Origin of the sequence: Brachybacterium sp. GCM10030252 (assembly GCF_042666535.1) — a bacterium.
Taxonomy (GTDB): domain Bacteria; phylum Actinomycetota; class Actinomycetes; order Actinomycetales; family Dermabacteraceae; genus Brachybacterium.
The window spans coordinates 92,827-109,569 of the sequence record NZ_JBHTDM010000006.1 but is presented as its reverse complement, the minus strand read 5'-3'; the positions used below and the strand labels follow the sequence as shown (position 1 = coordinate 109,569).

The 16,743-nt window shown below is 70.5% G+C and carries 17 protein-coding genes; 7 read left to right on the top strand and 10 right to left on the bottom strand.

Features of this window, described 5'->3' with window-relative positions; all coding sequences use genetic code 11:
- The first annotated feature begins 434 nt into the window (after positions 1–434).
- From ACFQRJ_RS05345 to ACFQRJ_RS05335, 3 genes are all read left to right on the top strand, one after another.
- Positions 435–1,142, top strand: a complete 708-nt coding sequence (locus tag ACFQRJ_RS05345; protein WP_377017838.1) for an alpha/beta hydrolase — start codon at positions 435–437, stop codon at positions 1,140–1,142.
- A gap of 209 nt (positions 1,143–1,351) precedes the next feature.
- Positions 1,352–2,830 carry a hemolysin family protein gene (locus tag ACFQRJ_RS05340; RefSeq protein WP_377017836.1) on the top strand — a complete coding sequence of 493 codons (1,479 nt, stop codon included), beginning with the start codon at positions 1,352–1,354 and terminating at the stop codon, positions 2,828–2,830.
- Positions 2,827–3,867, top strand: coding sequence for a hemolysin family protein (locus ACFQRJ_RS05335; RefSeq protein WP_377017834.1), 1,041 nt, complete (start codon positions 2,827–2,829; stop codon positions 3,865–3,867). Before ACFQRJ_RS05340 ends, ACFQRJ_RS05335 begins: the two co-directional genes overlap by 4 nt.
- Before the next feature lie 122 nt (positions 3,868–3,989).
- Here ACFQRJ_RS05335 and ACFQRJ_RS05330 read toward each other — a convergent pair whose 3' ends face one another.
- Together ACFQRJ_RS05330 and ACFQRJ_RS05325 are read right to left on the bottom strand one after the other, a co-directional pair.
- Positions 3,990–4,448, bottom strand: coding sequence for a hypothetical protein (locus ACFQRJ_RS05330; RefSeq protein ID WP_377017832.1), 459 nt, complete (start codon positions 4,446–4,448; stop codon positions 3,990–3,992).
- Between the two features lie 41 nt (positions 4,449–4,489).
- Positions 4,490–6,064: a LarC family nickel insertion protein gene (locus tag ACFQRJ_RS05325; RefSeq protein ID WP_377017830.1), complete on the bottom strand. Its 1,575-nt coding sequence runs from the start codon at positions 6,062–6,064 to the stop codon at positions 4,490–4,492.
- A gap of 254 nt (positions 6,065–6,318) precedes the next feature.
- Between ACFQRJ_RS05325 and ACFQRJ_RS05320 the strand changes: the two genes are divergently transcribed.
- On the top strand, positions 6,319–7,518 hold the full coding sequence (locus tag ACFQRJ_RS05320; protein ID WP_377017828.1) for an AAA family ATPase: 1,200 nt from the start codon (positions 6,319–6,321) through the stop codon (positions 7,516–7,518).
- Positions 7,519–7,677: 159 nt separating this feature from the next.
- Entirely contained in the window at positions 7,678–8,622 is a 945-nt protein-coding gene (locus ACFQRJ_RS05315) for an NADP-dependent oxidoreductase (protein ID WP_377017826.1), read from the top strand.
- Positions 8,623–8,961: 339 nt separating this feature from the next.
- Here the strand turns inward: ACFQRJ_RS05315 and ACFQRJ_RS05310 are convergent, their stop codons facing one another.
- From ACFQRJ_RS05310 to ACFQRJ_RS05290, 5 genes are all read right to left on the bottom strand, one after another.
- Positions 8,962–9,438 carry a VOC family protein gene (locus tag ACFQRJ_RS05310; RefSeq protein ID WP_377017824.1) on the bottom strand — a complete coding sequence of 159 codons (477 nt, stop codon included), beginning with the start codon at positions 9,436–9,438 and terminating at the stop codon, positions 8,962–8,964.
- Positions 9,439–9,714: 276 nt separating this feature from the next.
- Positions 9,715–10,140, bottom strand: coding sequence for a DUF6098 family protein (locus ACFQRJ_RS05305; protein ID WP_377017822.1), 426 nt, complete (start codon positions 10,138–10,140; stop codon positions 9,715–9,717).
- Between the two features lie 190 nt (positions 10,141–10,330).
- A complete protein-coding gene (locus tag ACFQRJ_RS05300) occupies positions 10,331–10,525 on the bottom strand; it encodes a hypothetical protein (protein WP_377017820.1) in 195 nt (64 codons plus the stop codon).
- Between the two features lie 61 nt (positions 10,526–10,586).
- The gene (locus ACFQRJ_RS05295) at positions 10,587–11,468 is read right to left on the bottom strand and encodes a manganese catalase family protein (RefSeq protein ID WP_377017818.1); all 882 of its coding nucleotides are present in this window, start codon (positions 11,466–11,468) and stop codon (positions 10,587–10,589) included.
- A 119-nt stretch (positions 11,469–11,587) separates the two neighbouring features.
- Positions 11,588–12,100, bottom strand: coding sequence for a DUF4383 domain-containing protein (locus ACFQRJ_RS05290; RefSeq protein WP_377017816.1), 513 nt, complete (start codon positions 12,098–12,100; stop codon positions 11,588–11,590).
- A 422-nt stretch (positions 12,101–12,522) separates the two neighbouring features.
- Between ACFQRJ_RS05290 and ACFQRJ_RS05285 the strand changes: the two genes are divergently transcribed.
- Positions 12,523–12,960, top strand: a complete 438-nt coding sequence (locus tag ACFQRJ_RS05285; RefSeq protein WP_377017814.1) for a stress protein — start codon at positions 12,523–12,525, stop codon at positions 12,958–12,960.
- A gap of 231 nt (positions 12,961–13,191) precedes the next feature.
- Here ACFQRJ_RS05285 and ACFQRJ_RS05280 read toward each other — a convergent pair whose 3' ends face one another.
- Positions 13,192–13,602 carry a four-helix bundle copper-binding protein gene (locus tag ACFQRJ_RS05280; protein WP_377017812.1) on the bottom strand — a complete coding sequence of 137 codons (411 nt, stop codon included), beginning with the start codon at positions 13,600–13,602 and terminating at the stop codon, positions 13,192–13,194.
- A 156-nt stretch (positions 13,603–13,758) separates the two neighbouring features.
- Here ACFQRJ_RS05280 and ACFQRJ_RS05275 point away from each other — a divergent pair, with 156 nt between their 5' ends.
- A complete protein-coding gene (locus tag ACFQRJ_RS05275) occupies positions 13,759–14,256 on the top strand; it encodes an AAA family ATPase (RefSeq protein WP_377017810.1) in 498 nt (165 codons plus the stop codon).
- Positions 14,257–14,302: 46 nt separating this feature from the next.
- On the opposite strand, the gene ACFQRJ_RS05270 is transcribed toward ACFQRJ_RS05275, so the two are convergent.
- Complete coding sequence (locus tag ACFQRJ_RS05270; RefSeq protein WP_377017808.1) at positions 14,303–15,250, bottom strand: ribose-phosphate diphosphokinase; 948 nt, start codon at positions 15,248–15,250, stop codon at positions 14,303–14,305.
- Positions 15,251–15,313: 63 nt separating this feature from the next.
- The gene (locus tag ACFQRJ_RS05265; protein ID WP_377017806.1) at positions 15,314–16,507 is read right to left on the bottom strand and encodes an MFS transporter; all 1,194 of its coding nucleotides are present in this window, start codon (positions 16,505–16,507) and stop codon (positions 15,314–15,316) included.
- Positions 16,508–16,743 lie beyond the last annotated feature (236 nt).

The following is a 16,743-nucleotide window of genomic DNA, read 5'->3' as shown; positions in this document are numbered from 1 at the left end:
CTCCGAGAACTCGCGGCTCGGACGGTCCGCGGCGCAGGGACTTCGCGCTGCGAATAATCCGTTGCGTGCCTGAGGGAGGCGGTCGTACGTTGAGTGGACACAGGAAAGGAGGTGGTCCGAAGAATGAAGTCTTATCGGACATGTGAGGTGGCTCGCCGCTGAGGCGACCATCGACCTGACCCGCCACGGCGGGACATCAGATCGACGGACCCGCAGCGAATTCCACCGAGCTGCCCGGACCCGCAGGGGTCGGACCTCGTCCATCCGACCAGCGCTCAGGCGCAACCTGCGGGTCTGCCCCTGCCCGGAGACCTGTGCCGTCCTCTCGGCACTCCTCGCTCCGGTACCGCCCGTTCCGGACCTTCTCCGTCCGACGCCACTCTCCAGCCGGTCCTCATGCGCGACCGCAGCGCGCGAGTGATTAGCCTGCATGCATGAGCACCCCGCCGCAGAACCCTCCGGTCGAGCTGATCTCGGAGTCCATCGACGACTCCGCCGTGGTGTGGTCATCCGCTCCTGAGCCGGCGCGCACCTCGCGGCCCGAGCAGAACCTCCCGATCGTGCTGCTGCTGCACGGCCTGGGCAGCCACGAGCACGACCTCGCCGGTCTCGCCCCGTCGCTGGCGCCCCAGTTCACCTACGCCTCCCTGCGCGGCATCCACCGCTACGTCCAGGGCTACGCCTGGCTGGATGCGAGCATCGACTTTCAGCGCCCGGAATCGCTGCAGACGTCGGCCGCCGCCGTCGAGACCTGGATCTCCGCGCAGAGCGCCCCCGTCGTCGGTGCCATCGGTTTCTCCCAGGGCGCAATGCTCGCCCTGCAGCTGCTGCGCCGCGATCCCCGGGCGCTGGACTGGATCGTTCAGCTCTCCGGAGCGCCGTTCCCCGCGCCCATGCCGGGGGATGCCGCGCTCGCCGAGGTGCGCCCGCCCGCGCTGTGGGGCCACGGCGGCCTGGACCCCTTGTTCGATCCGCAGCGCGTGGACCAGGTACGGGAGTTCATGAGCGCCCACACCCGGCTCGACGAGGTGCATCGCCCTCAGCTCGGTCACGCGGTCGATGAGGTGGAATTGCGAGCGATCGCGAGCTTCGTCCGGCAGCGGGCCGACGAGCGCACGCGGTCCGCGGCCGACGACCGGTGAGCGCGACGTCCGCCCCTCCGCGTCGAACCTCGCTCTCCACATCCCTCCCGCCGCGCCCGTGCGGGTTGTAGCATTCCCTCATTCCACTCCGAGAGCCGGGGCGGAACCGAGGAGCACCAGGAGATCATGAGCGCCGCCAGCGACGCCCCTAGTGACAGTCGAAGGCCTTCGGGCCTGAGCACACAGACTTTCCGCGGGGGGATCCGCCGATGGACCTGATCGGTCCTCTCCTCTCGCTCGGCGCCGGGCTGCTGCTCGTCATCGCCTGCGGCGGTTTCGTCGCCGCCGAGTTCTCCCTGATCACCGCCAACCGCAACGACGTCGAAGCAGCCGCCGAAGCCGGCGACAAGCGCGCCGTCGGCGTTCTGCGGGGGATGAAGACCCTCTCCACGCAGCTCTCCGGCGCCCAGCTCGGCATCACCGTCACCAACCTCGGGATCGGCTTCCTCGCCGAACCCGCGATCGCCCAGCTGGTCGGCCCGCCCCTGGTGGGCGCCGGGCTCAGCGAGGTCGGGGCCCGCTCGGTCTCGGTCGCGCTGGCCCTGGTCCTGGCCACGGGCATGACCATGATCTTCGGCGAGCTGGTGCCCAAGAACCTCGCGATCGCCGAGCCGCTGCGCACGGCGAAGCTGGTGGTCGGCTTCCAGCGCCTGTTCACCACGATCTTCTCGCTGCCCATCCGGCTGTTCAACGGCAACGCGAACGCCGTGGTCCGGGCGCTCGGCGTCGAACCCCAGGAGGAGCTCGGCTCTGCCCGCAGCGCCGAGGAGCTCTCGGTGCTGGTCAAGCGATCGGCCGACGAGGGCGCCCTCGCCGAGGAGACCGCCAGCCTGGTCCAGCGCACGCTCGCCTTCGGCGACCGCCGCGCCCACGACGCGATGGTCCCGCGCGGGCGCATGGACGCCCTGGACATCGACGACACCGTCGTGGACCTGCTGGAGCTGGCGCGCACCACGGGCCACTCCCGCTTCCCGGTCCTGACCGATGAGAACGAGGTGGTCGGGGTGGCGCACATCCGTCACGGCCTGGCCGTCCCCTTCGACGAGCGCCCCACCACCCGCGTCGACGCGGTGATGGGCCACGTGACGTTCGTGCCGGACACGGTCCCGCTGGACGACCTCATGGACACCCTGCGCTCCGGCGGGCTGCAGATGGCCGTGGTCGTCGATGAGTTCGGCGACTACGCCGGGCTGATCACGCTCGAGGACCTGGTCGAGGAGATCGTCGGCGAGGTGCGCGACGAGCACGACGAGGAGATGGACGACACCCCCGAGCCCGACGGCTCCTGGGACCTCGATGCGCGCATGCGGCCCGACGAGGCCACCGAGCGCCTCGGGGTCACGGTGCCCGAGCACGAGGACTACGACACCCTCGGCGGCCTGGTCACCCTGGAGCTGGGCAGGCTCGCGGAGGTCGGCGACGAGATCGTCGTGGACACCGACCCCGCCCCCGGCGAGGACCCGGCCCGACTGCGGATTCAGGTCACCGAGGTCGACGGTCTGAGGATCGAGACAGTCCACGTGAAGGTCGAACCGGCTGCCGAGGACGAGGACGAGGACGACGAGGCGAACGACGGCGCGGGCGAGGATGGCCCGGCTGTCGATTCCCGCGCCCTGGAACACCGAGCCGCGGAGCACGATGAGCCCGAGAAGGTCGCCCGGCACCGCACACAGGAGGTGACCCGATGAGCACCTGGCTCGGCATCTCCCTCACCCTCGTGCTGCTGGCGCTGAATGCGTTCTTCGTCGGCGCCGAGTTCGCCCTGATCTCGGCCCGGCGCTCCGTGATCGAACCCAAGGCCCTCGACGGCAATCGGGCTGCGAGGATCACCATCTCCGCGATGGAGCAGGTCTCGCTGATGATGGCCGGGGCCCAGATGGGCATCACCGTGTGCTCCCTGGCTCTCGGCGCCATCAGCGAACCGGCCATTGCCCACCTGCTCGAGGTGCCCTTCGAGGCGGTCGGCGTGCCCGGCGCACTGACCCACCCGATCGCCTTCGTGATCGCGCTGTCCCTGGTCACCTACCTCCACGTCGTCTTCGGCGAGATGGTGCCCAAGAACATCGCCCTGGCCGGCCCGGAGCGGATGGCGCTGGTCCTCGCTCCGCTGCTGATGGGCATCGTCACCGTGCTGCGGCCTCTGCTGTGGCTGCTCAACGGCATCGGCAACGTGGTGCTGCGCATCCTCGGCGTCACCCCGAAGGAGGAGGTGACCAGCGTGTTCACGCGCAACGAGGTGGCGGCGATGGTCAGCGAATCCCGCCAGGGCGGGCTGCTGGAGGACAACGACGAGGCCCTGCTGCTGGGCGCGCTGACCTTCGAAGCCCGCAGCGTCGTCAACCTCGTCATCCCCCTGGAGAAGGTCTCCACTCTCCCCGAGGGCGTCACCGCGGCGGCCGCCGAGGCCGCCGCTGTGGAGGGCTTCTCCCGGTTCCCGGTGCAGTCCGCCGACGGGCGCCTGACCGGCTACGTCCACATCAAGGACCTGCTCGACTCGATGGCCGAGCACCGCGAGGACCCGATCCCGGCCGAGCGCATCCGCGCCCTGCCCTTCGTCGGAGCCGACGAGCCGCTGCGCCAGGCTCTGACCGTGATGCAGGATTCCGGGGCGCACCTGGGGGCGGCGACCGACGAGAACGGCGAGGTCATCGGCATCGTCACGCTGGAGGACATGCTCGAGGAGCTGGTCGGCCAGATCCGCGACGACTCCCGCGTGGCCGCCTGACACGGCCGGCGCCGGCGACCGTGGCCGGGTACTGGCGACATAGCGGGTGCCGATCGCTATATGGCAACGGCACCCGCTGACGCGCCAGTAGTCGGCGGGATCGATCGTGCGGGCGGGCAGGATCAGCCGTCGATGCGGCCGCCGCCGGTCTGCTGGTCCGTCTCACGCAGCTGCGCGGCCTGCTCCGCGTCGCTGGGCGGTTCGGCCTCGACCTTGGGCACCTCGCCGGTGCGTGAGCCGGGGCCGCCGTAGCTGTCGGTGCCGGGCACGCTGACCACTGCGGTCAGCAGGAACACCGAGTCCTCGAGCGCTTCGACCGAGTGCCGCTGGTGCGCGAGCGCCCCGATGATCCCGTTCTCCAGAACCACCGGCTCGTCCCCGGTCACGCGCAGCGCACCGCCGAGCACCTGGATGGACGCGGCCGGCGGGGAGTTGTGCTCGGGCAGCACGGTGCCCTTGGTCAGGGCGATGACCGTCTGGCGGAGCAGACCGTCATTGATGAGAATCTCGGCGTGGCGACCGTTCTCGGCCGCCCTCGCTTCGTCGATGGCCTTCGTGGTCACGTCGGTCAGGGCAACCATGGTGTCCTCCTGGGGCGTCGGTGGTCCCACCTCAGTATCCGTCACGAATCGCCGTCCGTCAGGCCGGCCGCGGATTCCCGTGCCAGATCGAGCATCGCGCGCTCGCTCATCCCCAGCACCCGAGCGGCCGCGGCGACGTCCCGGAACTCGGGTTCGCGGCGGGCTACGGTGCCGTCCGCATCGCGGGCGACCTTCACCGCGATGCGCTGCCCGCGCACCTCCACCTCGGTGAACTCCCGGGTGCGGATCACGCGCTCGACCCGGTGTCTGCGCACCCCGAGCGTGCCGGTGCGGTCCATCATCAGCTCAGCCGTCTTCCCGGCGCTTTCCTCCCTGACCAGGGCATGGACGGTGACCCCGGGGCGGCCGCGCTTCATGACGACGGGGGTCAGCCAGGCGTCGAGCGCGCCGTGCTCGAGCAGGTCGTCGATCACGCCGGGCCACAGCCGCGGATCGAGGTCATCGACGTTGGCCTCGAGCTGGAGGGCCGACGTCGGGGTGTCGTGAGCGTCTCCGAGGCCTATGGTCTCCGGGGCGGGGAGCTCGGAGACCGGCCTGCCGACGAGCACCCGGACGACGTTGGGACGTCCGGGAGTGTCCTTCGTGCCCGCCCCGATACCGACCGCTTCGCTGATCAGGGTCGGCTGGGGACCGGAGGTCGGGGCCAGGCCGCGCAGGAGGGCCACGCCGGTGGGGGTGGCGAGCTCGCCGATGCCGGGCGCGACGCCCGGCGGGACGCGGCGACCGCCGTGCTCGTGGGGGCCGCCGGCGACGTGCTCGGGGACCGGGGGAGCGGCAGACGAATCCCCGGAATGCGCCTGGTGATCGGCGTGGTCGCCGTCATTGTCGTCGGCGTCGGCGTCGGCGTGGGCGTGGGCGTGAAGGTGCCCGTGGTCGCTGTGGTGCCCGTGGCCTGGCTCGTGGTCGTGCCCGTGATCGTGGCCGTTCCCATGGGAGTGCCCCCGCGCCGGCAGCATCTCGCCTGCTACCGTCGGCCACCCCACCGCGAGCTGCACCACGGCCGGTACCGGCACCGGGATATCGCCGTGCGCTGCACGGATGCGTCCGCTGCCGACGGCGATCGTGCTGCCTGCGCCCTCGGTGATGCCCAGCTGCCGCCACGCCTCACAGGCGCCGATCACGTCGGCCAGAGAATCCAGGGCGCCGACCTCGTGGAAGTGGACGTCGTCGGCCGGGACCCCGTGGGTGTTCCCCTCGGCCTCGGCCAGGCGCCCGAACACGTTCAGGGCCAGGTCGATCGTGCGCCCCGGGACGTCCTCGCGGGCTCGAGCGCCCTCCAGCAGGGCGCGGATCGACGCCCACGTGCGGTGCGGAGGATTCTCGACCAGCACGTCGACGTCGACCTTCACCGCACGCTGGCCACCCCGGTCCACGGAGCGGCTCGCCAGACGCACCGAACCCGGGATCAGGGCGTCGAGCACCCGCTGCACGGCCTCGAGATCCGCACCCGCATCGACCAGGGCGCCCAGCAGCATGTCCCCGGCGATGCCGGCGGTTGCGTCGATGTAGGCGAGGCGTCCCTCGCTCCCGGGCGAGGCGGGGGCAGCGCTCGCTCTCGGTGCGGAGGACGGCGTGGGGGAAGGTGTCGGCTCCATGGGGCGATCGTATGCTGGCGCGCCTGTCAGGCTCTGCTGGAGGCGGGCGTGGGCGGGGACGGGGCGGTCGCTCCCACGACCTCGATGAGCGCCGCGGCAGGGGCGACGACGGACGGGGAGGGTGACGGACTGCGGCTCTGGCGGGCGGATCGCTGCTGGCCGTTGGTGTATAACAGTCTATAACAGTCGTGACTGTGTAACCGGACATAAACCGCATGGGCTAGCGTGGCGCTCGACGATTCGGGAGGTCGCGCATGGACAGCAATCCGTTCACACCGGGATTCGGGCTCACCCCGCGCGTACTGGCGATGCAGGGCTCGCCGCTGGAGGACTTCGGTGAGGCGCTCGCCGGCCGCCGCTCGGTGGGCGAGCGCTCCGTGCTGATCTCGGGCGCCCGGGGCGTCGGCAAGACGGTGCTGCTGACGCAGATGCACGACGTCGCCGACCTCGCCGGCTGGCGCACCATCATCCTGCACACCTCCTCGACGTCCATGGTCGAGGAGCTGCGAGGTGCCACCGTGGACCTGCTGCGGGAGACCGATCCCGAAGCCGAGTCGATCCGGCCGACGTCCGCGACCGTCGGCGCCTTCGGGGCGCGCGCCGGTGCCGGTGGCGAGCTCATCGACCGCTATGACGGCGAGGCCGTCCCCCTGGGGCGGCTGCTGGAGCGGCTCGCCGAGCTGCTGACCGAGGAGGGCGGCGGGCTCGTGGTCAGCATCGATGAGGTCCAGTCCGCTGATCGCGACCAGCTCCACGAGATCGCCCAGCACATGCAGGACCTCATCGGACGCGGCTACGCCGTCGGCTTCGTCGCCGCGGGGATCCGCGCCGGGGTCGACGAGCTGCTGGCCCACCCGCGCACCACGTTCCTGCGCCGTGCCCACAAGGTCGAAGTGGGGAGCGTGGACGAGGGAACCGCGGCCGAGGTCATCCGCCTGACCGTCTCGGACACCGCGAAGTCCATCACCCCCGAGGCCGCCGTGCGGGCCGGCCAGATCTCACGGGGCTACCCCTATCTGATGCAGGTGGTGGGATCGCACGCGTGGCAGCGCAGCGGCGAGGCCGACGTGATCGAGATCGAGGACGTCGAGGGTGCGCGGGAGCCGACGATCGACGCGATGATCTACAACGTCCACGGCCCGGCGCTGCGCGACATCACCGGCCGCAAACTCGAGTACCTCTACGCCATGATCGAGGACGAGGGGCCGTCCCAGGTCTCGGAGATCGCGGCGCGGATGGGCTTGAACGTGAACAACCAGAACGTCCATCGCAGTCGCCTGATCAGGGAAGAGCTGATCCAGCCCGCCGGGCGCGGGGCGGTGGAGTATGCGATGCCGTATCTGCGCGAGGCACTGCTGCGGCTGCGCGAGACCGGCACGTCCAGCCGAGCCGCGGGACCGGCGCGCGTCGCCCGGCCGGTGCGGCACCAGAGCGGGCGCCGCGGCGAAAGCTGAGGCACGCCGTTCGTGCACCGGGGCAGGCTCGAGGACCGGACGGTCCGTGGCCCGCTGACTCGTGACGCCCGCCCGTTGCCTGCGCCGTCTCGTCGCCGCGGGATATCTCTTCCCTCACGCCCCGTGCGCGACCTCGCGCACCCGTGATACCCAGGACTTATGAGAGCCATCGGAGTAACCGAGCACGGAGGGCCCGAGGTCCTCCACGAGATCGACGTCCCGGCCGAGGACCTCGGCCCCGGCCAGGTGCGGGTCCGCGTCACCGCCGCGACCGTCAACCCCACCGACACCGGCAAGCGCAGCATGCCGCCCCGCGACGGCAGCGACCAGGGCATCGCCGGCATCGTCCCCGGCATGGACATCGCTGGTTCCGTGGTCGAGGTCGGCCCGGACACCGAGACCGATCTGGCCGAGGGCGACCGCGTCATCGGCATCGTCGTGCCCCACGGCGAGCACGGCGCCTACCGCGAAGAGATCGTCCTGCCCGTCGGCTCGGTCGTCCGCGCGCCGCGCGAGGCGAACGACGCCGAAGCCGCCACCCTGCCCATGAACGGCATGACGGCGCGCCACGCGCTGGACCTGCTGGGTCTCCCGCCCGGCGGGGTGCTGGCCGTGACCGGCGCTGCCGGAGCGCTGGGCGGCTACCTGATCCAGCTCGCCAAGGCCGACGGACTGGCCGTCATCGCCGACGCCGCCGAGAAGGACGAGGAACTGGTGCGCTCCCTCGGGCCCGACGCCATCGTGCCCCGGGGCGACGAGGTTGTCGAGCGGATCCGCGAGCTCTACCCCGAAGGCGTCGACGGTCTCGCCGACGGGGCGATCCAGAACGAGCAGGTGCTGCCCGCCGTCAAGGACGGCGGCTCCGTGGCCACCTTCCGCGGATATCGAGGCAACGGTGAGCGCGACCTGCGGGTTCATCCCGTGATGGTGGCCGAGGTCGCCGAGGAGCGCGAGAAGCTCGAGACCCTGCGTGACCAGGCGGAACAGGGCGTGCTCACGCTTCGCGTCGCCGACGTGTTGCCCGCCGGCGAGGCGGCCGAGGCCCACCGCCGGTTGGAGGCGGGCGGCGTGCGCGGTCGGCTGGTCCTCGACTTCGCGCGGTAAGACTGGCCAGCTGGCCAGCTGGCCAGCCGGCCAGCGAGCCGGTCGGGCAGCGAGCCAGCCGGCCCGTCAGTCGGCGAATCCTGTCTGTCCGTGCGTGACCGGTCCTGTCGAGCCTGCGAGGCGACGAATCTTGCCCGCGTGCCCGTTCGTGACCCGTTCGACGAGCAGGTGCTGTCCGTCGACGGGACGTCAGTCGGGCTCGCCGTGCTCTCAGCACGGCATCTGCGACTGACGTCCCGCTGATGGACAGTGGTCCCGCTCATGGACAGCCATGCCAGAGGGCGAGCCCCTTCATCGCACGAGGCGCAACAGTCCCGACAGCTGCTCGCGAGTGGAGCGTCAGCCCTCGTCGGAGCCGGAGATGTTGACCTGCCAGACGATGCCGAAGCGGTCGGTGAAGCTGCCGTAGACGTCGCCCCACATCTGCTTCTCCAGCGGCATGGTGATGGTGCCGCCCTCGGAGAGTTTCTCGTAGGCGCTGCGCAGCACGGCGTCGTCATCGCCCATGAGGGACAGCGTGACGTTGTTGCCCTGGACGAAGCCCTCGGGGGACATGCCCTCGATGACGTCCGAGACGTAGAGCTTGATGAGGTCGGTGACCTCGAGGCTGCCGTGCATGATCTTGTCGGCGCTGGGGTCGCCGTCCGGGACGGCTCCGAATTCTCCGAAGGTGGCGAACTGGGGCGTGGCCCCGAGGGCCGAGCCGTAGAACTCGAAAGCCTCTCGGGCGTTGCCGGGGAAGTTCAGGTAGGGGTGCAGGGCTGCGGGCATGATGTCCTCCTCCACGAGGGCGCCGACGCGGCGTCGTGCGCTCACCGGAAGCGTAAGCGCGGGGGCCGACGGGTGGAGGAGTTTTCGGGCAGCACGAGCCGGAACGGTAGGCGACGCGCCGTTCCGTTCCACTGATCCGTGCCGCTCGCGGCATGTTTCGGTGGAATGGGCGCGCTGGGTCGCGTGTCGTGCTGGTGGCGGGGGCGTTGGGCCGCGTGTCGTGCTGGTGGCGGGCGCGTTGGGCCGCGTGTCGTGCTGGCGGCGGGGGCGCTGGGCCGCGGGGCGCGCTGAGCTGTGGGGAGCGCTCGCTCTTCCGGGCGCTCAGTCCTCCGGGCCCTGGCCGGCGTCGAAGTTCTCCTCGTACACGCGCTCGGCCTCCTCGAGCACGGAGGGCTCCAGCCGCGCGATGGGCTCGACGTTCGTCATCAGCGGTTCGCAGTCCGGCCCGTTGCCGACGCGCTCGCCGCGCAGCACCCACGCAAAGCGTTCCGGGTTCTTCTCCGCCAGATCCTTATACTGGCACAGCTGCCGGGCCAGCCAGTCGGTGACGGGCCGGGTCCACCACGACTCGGGATGCATGGGGTTCACGGACAGCCCCGGCATCTCCAGCCCACTCTCACTGTCCATGCTCCCGCCCTCCCGGTCCGCATCGGGACCCTCTGAGTAGCGCAGGAAGAGCTCGGGATTCTCGCGCAGCTCTGCCTCGAGCTCGTCGAGCGACCCGATGCGCCGCATCTCGGTGGACATGTGACCTCCAGGTGTCGTTCGTCTGCGGGCCGCCGAGCGCGGGCCGGGGCACCGTGATGATCAGAGATTCTGACTCAGACCCAGGCCCGCGCGCGAGACGGGAGACGTGCCGGAGCGTCCGAGCGGGCCGGGAGCTGACAAGGCCGCCCCGGGGCCCGAAGGCACCGGGGCGGCCCCGAGGGCTGTCTGCTCAACCCTGCGAGTCACCTTCGGCCTGCGAAGGCCGCAGAGGGTCCGGATCGAAGCGCTCGCCGTCGTCCTGCTCGGTGGGCTCCGGCTCGTCGCTCGCGTCTCCCGCCGGCATCAGGTCCTCGTCCGGTTCCCCTTCGGCCTGGGACGGCCGCGTGGGCTCCGGATCGGTATGGCCGTACTGGTTCTCCGTCATGGTTCTCCTTCCCACTGCTGCCCGCCGCGCGGGCAGCGGTGTGCGGTCAGTGCGTGGTGATTCACTGCTTGTTGAACGTGTCCTTGACGGCCCCGGTGGCCTTCTCGATCGGGTTGGGCTTGTCGGTGGTGCCGTACAGCCGCGGGTCCGGGCGGGTGGGCTCCGGCATCGGCGCGGAGGTCGTCGGCCCGTCGTGGTAGCTGAACTCGCCCTTCCCGTCGGGCGTGGGGCCACTGGCCCAGGAGCCCTCGGAGGCCGCCTGACCGTCGGAGAAGTTCTGGTACTGGTAGGACGCCTCGCGGTACTCGTCATTGATCGGGAAGTTGCTCGGAACAGGCATCTGCTCGAGGCCCTCCTCCTGCAGCTCACGGGCCGCCGCGGTCCACTGGTTCTGGTGCATCGTGTCCCTGGCCAGCAGGAACGAGAGCAGGTCGCGCACGCCCGAGTCGTCGGTCATGTGGTACAGCCGAGCGACCTGGGTGCGGCCCTGCATCTCAGCGTTGGCGTTGGAGGTGAAATCGGCCAGCAGGTTGCCGCTGGCGGTGATGTAGCTGCCGCTCCACGGGTTCCCGTTGCTGTCCACGGGGCGTGCCCCGGCGCCGGCGACGATGGCGTGCTGGACGTCCATCCCGCCCACGACGGCGGCGATCGTGGGATCGGACTGCACCGCGTCCTCGGTCACGCCCATCGGAGCCTTCTCCAGCAGCTGGGCGATCATGGTCGCGAGCATCTCGACGTGCCCGAACTCCTCGGCGCCGATCCCGTAGAGCAGGTCGCGGTACTTGCCGGGGATGTGGGTGTTCCAGGCCTGGAAGCCGTACTGCATGGCGACGGTGATCTCGCCGTACTGGCCGCCGAGCACTTCCTGGAGCTTGCGGGCGTAGACGGCGTCGGGCTTGTCGGGAGTGGCCTTGAACTGCAGTTCCTGCTTGTGGAAGAACACGGATCTTCTCCTTCAGGGGCGATTCTGTCGATCCAGTCGCTTCGCCGGCGATCCGCGCCAGGCGTCGTCGGCGAAGCGGTCAGTGGTGCGCCCGCGAGAGCGGGGCACCGACGAAGAAGTCAGTGCCGCCCGTGCTCAGCGCCTCCGTACTGGGTCGCGGTGGCGGTGCGGCCGGGCCCGAGGCGGGGCAGGAACGACAGGCCGATCATGGAGACACCGAGGACGAAGTGGAGCCAGTCATCGGCCGTGTTCAGCGGCACGAAATTGGCCATCGAGTGGTCGCCGATGACGAGCCCGTAGATCCACAGCACCAGGTATACGGCGCCGCCGACGAGGAAGTAGAGGCGAGCCAGGGAGGGGCGGCTCGCCAGCGCGAGGCCGGCGATCCCGTAGAGCAGGTGCACGACGTTGTGCAGGATCGAGACCTGGAAGATGCCCATCAGCATCGCCTCGGAATGGTGCCCGGCCAACTGCATGGAGCCGACGTCGGCGGTCAGGCCGGGGATGAATCCCGCGATGCCGACGAGAAGGAAGATCACGCCGTACACCAGGGATGCGATCTGGATGGGGGAGCGGCCGGTGCCGGGGGTGCGGCCGGCGGATGACGCGGGGTCGGGTCGGGCTGTGGTCATGATCGGTCCTCTGCGGAATCGAGTCATCGTGGGTGCCGCGGTGCGGCGTCGACGTCTCGGGAGAGGGGCCGGCTCCGACGGGTCTGCGTCGGGGGCTGGTCCCATTCGCCAACGTAGCCACGCCGCGAGGGGCCGCCAAGGGTTCCCGACCGGTCGGACCGGATATCGGCAGGAGACTGGCCGGGGCGCGCCGGGCGGGGTATGTCAGCTCGATGAGCGTCGAGGCCAGCGGCGAGAAGTGCGCTGCGGCTCGTGGCCGTGGTGCCGTCGGCCGGCGGTCGACGTGCGGGTTCCGCCGAGATGGCCGGGGGCTTAACGGTCGGTCGTGGGGGTTGAGAAGCGGCTCTCACTGTGCATAACGTTTTGGTCACGAGCAGATAGCTCGGCCGGCCGCCGGCCGGCGGACATGAAGGGAGTTCATCATGGCTGATCAGAACAACCCCGGGCAGTTCGGCAATCGGGACGACACGGAACAGCAGGCCAGCCAGGGCGGTCAGCAGAGCTCGGGCAGCTTCGGCCAGCAGAACTCGGCCGATCCGAGCCAGGCCGGCCAGCAGGGCGGCCAGGAGAGCTCGGGCAGCTTCGGCGAGCAGAACTCGGCCGATCCCAGCCAGGCCGGTCAGCAGGGCGGCTACGCCAGCTCCGGCAGCTTCGGCGACTCCAACTCCGCCGATCCGAGCCAGGCCGGTCGCGAAGGCGGCCAGCAGAGCTCGGGCAGCTTCGGTGAGTCGAACTCGGCCGATCCGAGCGAAGCGGGCCGCCAGGGTGGCCAGGCCAGCTCGGGCAGCTTCGGCGAAGAGAACTCCGCCGATCCCAGCCAGGCCGGCCGTCAGGGCGGTCAGCAGAGCGGCAACAACTGATCACTCCCGAGGGCCGCAGCGGCCCTTGACCCCGAAAGGGGACGGCCATCCGGTCGTCCCCTTTCGCACGTCCCGCATGTCCACGCACCGAGGGTCACCGAGCGGTGATCTCTCGCGCACGGAGGGAGCCCGGCCATCGTCGGCCGGGCTCCCTCTGTGCGTGTGACTCACGTGCGCTGCGGTACGTGCTTCAGGCCGCAGTGCGGCGGGGGTCGGTCGGCGGGCTCCCTCTCAGCCCATCGCAGAGAGCAGGTCGGCGCACGCCTGCTCGCAGCGGCGGCAGGCCTCGGCGCAGACCTTGCAGTGCTGATGCATCTCCGCGTGCTTCTCGCACTCCTCGGCGCAGGCGGCACAGGCGGTTCGGCAGGCCTCGAGCAGCGAGCGGTTCAGCTCGACGTTCTTCCCGGTCTGACGTGAGAGCACCCGGCCGGTGGTCTCGCAGACGTCGGCGCAGTCCGAGTTCAGACGGATGCACTGACGCAGGTCCGCGACCATGTCCTCGGCCAGGCAGGCGTCGGCGCACGCGGTGCAGGTCTGGGCGCATTCGAAGCAGGCCTCGATGCACTCGGCCAGCTTCTGCTGATCGATGCTGCCGAGGTCCTTCGGGTAGGTCTCCAGCATGGAACTGACGTGGTGGGTCATGATCTCGCTCCTTGTCGTGTCGTCCTTCCGAACGGGCGCTCGACGGCCCGCTGCCTGGACCGTAGCCAGCAACAGGTCAGCGGTGGAAGGTTCTGGGGCGGGACCTACCGAACGGTGGCGCGCAGGCCGACGGGGCAACCATGCGAAACTGTGCCCATGGCTGTCCTGAACCTGTTCTGCGGCCCGCCCGGCTCCGGGAAGACCACTCTTGCCCGCCGGCTCGAGGCAGACGGTCACGGCCTGCGGATCTCCACCGACGACTGGCAGGACGACCTCGGCCTCGACATGGCCGACGCCGCCGTCCACGAACGCCTCCAGCAACGGCTGTATCGCCACGCCCTCGCCCTCCTCGAGCACGACGTGGACGTCATCCTCGAGGACGGTCTCTGGATGCAGGAGGAGCGGACCATGGTCTTCGCCGACGCCCGCGCGCGAGGCGCACGGATCCACTGGCACGTCTTCGAGGTCCCGGAACCCGAGCTGTGGCGGCGCCTCGAACAGCGCTCGGCGCGCGGCGAGCAGGGGGCTGCTCCCGTCTCCCGCAGAGACCTGGCACGGATCCTGACGCTCTTCGAGCCTCCGACGGCGGAGGAACGGGCGAGCGTGGATGAGTGCACGGTGCATCAGGCGGACACTGCACACGTCGTCGAATAGATGACGGGTCATCGAATAGAGACGGGAGGTGCCGCGGGGTCGCCGCCTACAGCGCCGTGGGGCCGAACAGCGCGCTGACCGAGTCGCCGCTGTGGATCCTGCGCACGGCCTCCGCGAAGGCCGGGGCCACGTTGAGCACGCTGAGCTTGGGGTGGTCCTTGCCCTGGCGCGGGACCGTGTCCGTGGTGACGATCTCGTCGACCTCCTCGGCGGCACCGATGCGGTCGAGGGCGCCGTTGGAGAAGATCCCGTGGGTGCACACGACGCGGACGCGCCCGGCACCGGCATTGCGCAGGTGCTCGAGGATGGCGATGACCGTGCTGCCGTTGGCGATCTCGTCGTCCAGGACGATGATGTCGCGGCCGGCGACGTCGCCGATCAGGGAGGTGATCACGACCCGGTCGTCCTCGAAGCGCTCCTTGGCGCCCGCGGCGACGCGGGCACCGATCCGGCGCGCGAACGCGGTGGCGCTCTTGGCGTTGCCGAGGTCGGGGGAGACGACGGTCGTGTTCGAGTGGTCCTCGCCGGAGAAGTGATCGGCCAGTTCCCGCAGCGCGTGAAGCTGATCGGTCGGCATCCGGAAGAAGGACTGGACCTGCGGGGCGTGCAGCGTCATCGTCAGCACCCGATCCGCTCCCGCGGTGGCCAGCAGGTCCGCGACCAGGGGGCCGCCGACGGAGATGCGCGGGGCGTCCTTCTTGTCGGAGCGGGCGTAGGCGAAGTGCGGCATCACCACGGTGATCCGTGAGGCGCTGGCCCCGCGCGCCGCGTCGATCATCAGCAGCAGCTCGACGAGGTGCTCCTGGACCGGGGCGGCGATGGACTGGACGAGGTAGACGTCCCGCTCCCGGCAGTTGTCCATCAGCTGCACTTCCAGGCAGTCATTGGCGAACCGCTGCAACCGGGTGTCGCTGAGCGGCACGCCGAGCCGCTCGCACATCAGGGCCGCGAACGACTCACTGGCACGGCCCGCGAACACCCGGATATCGCTCATACGGCCCACGGTACAGACGTCGTCGTGCCCCCACGCCTTTGTTCAGGGACGGCCGCTGCAGGATCAGGTCCGCCGCCGGGAGGAGCGGAAGGCCGGAGCGAGTGCGGCGCTGAGGAGGAACAGCCCCGCAATCGGCCAGAACGCCGTCAGCACGTCGTAGCCACTGGCCAGGAAGCCGATGAGCGGCGGGCTGACGAGGTTCGCGACGTATCCGACGCTGGCGACGGTCGAGGCCCGACGGGCGCCGTCGGGCCCCTCGGCCGCGGCGGACATCCCCAACGGGAAACCCATGGAGACCCCCACGGACCACAGCAGCACGCCGAGAACCGCGAGGGGAACGCCGAGATCCAGGGCCATGGCAGCCACGCCGAGAGCGCCGAGCGCGGTGCAGGCGCGGATCATCGTCACCCGTCCGAAGCGGTCCACCAGCGGGCCGCCGGCCACCCGGATCAGCACCTGCGCGGCCGCATAGACGCCGACGACTCCGGCGGCGAAAGCCTCGGACTGCCGCAGGGCATCCCGCATGGCGATGCTCAGCCAGCTGTTTGCGGCGCCCTCGCCGAACTCCGCGGCGAACATGACGACACCGATCGCCAGCAGGCGCAGATCCACCACGCCGCTGAGCCGGCGCCGCGACGTCGTCCCGGGATCCTTCCGCCGGCGCAGGCCCCGCGACCCACTGGGGACGAACCGCACCAGGACTACCGCGGCGAGGACGACGAGGACCGCCTGCCCGAGCAGCTGCGCCGCGGGTGCGATCCCCAGCCGTGCGCACACGGCGCCGATCCCGGCGCCGAGGACCGCACCCGCCGGCCAGGCTGCATGCAGGAACGGCATCAGTGTGCGCCGGGCGAGACGTTCGACCGAGGCGCCGTCGATGTTGATCAGCAGGTCGGTCGCCCCGATCCCGAGCCCGGCGATTCCCAGGCCGACGAGGAATCCCGCCACGCTGCTCGCCCAGACCGCCCCACCCGCAACCGCGATCCCGGTAGCCGCGGCACCGAGCATGACCAGTAGAGCACGTCGTGCCCCGGAGGTGCGCAGCATGATCGGTGCCGCCACGAGGCCGAGCGCCGAGCCGATGGTGGGGGCGAGCAGAGCAAGGCCGAGCTGCGCGTTGTCCAGCGAGAGCGTCTCGCGGATGGCAGGCAGTCGCGTCGCCCAGCTCGAGAGCGAGAACCCTCCCAGGGCGAACGCCACCAGGACGGCGCGCTGCCAGCCGCGCACCTGCGCGCGTCGCTCATGGCGTGACACCATCGTCGCCCTCCGTAGATTACAACGTGAGAAGGAGTGTAGTGGGTACACCCGTCCGCTGAAGCTGCCTCGAGGTGATCAGTATTTGCCGCCACTCCGTTCGCCAGGCCGTCCAGCACTCCGTTCGCCACACCGACATGCGACCGGAGCCCGCCGTCGTGAGCGTACCGACCACTAGGTTCATGATTGCCGCGGGTCAGTCAGCTGACCGTACGGGTCGTCGTGCACCCTCGTGACCA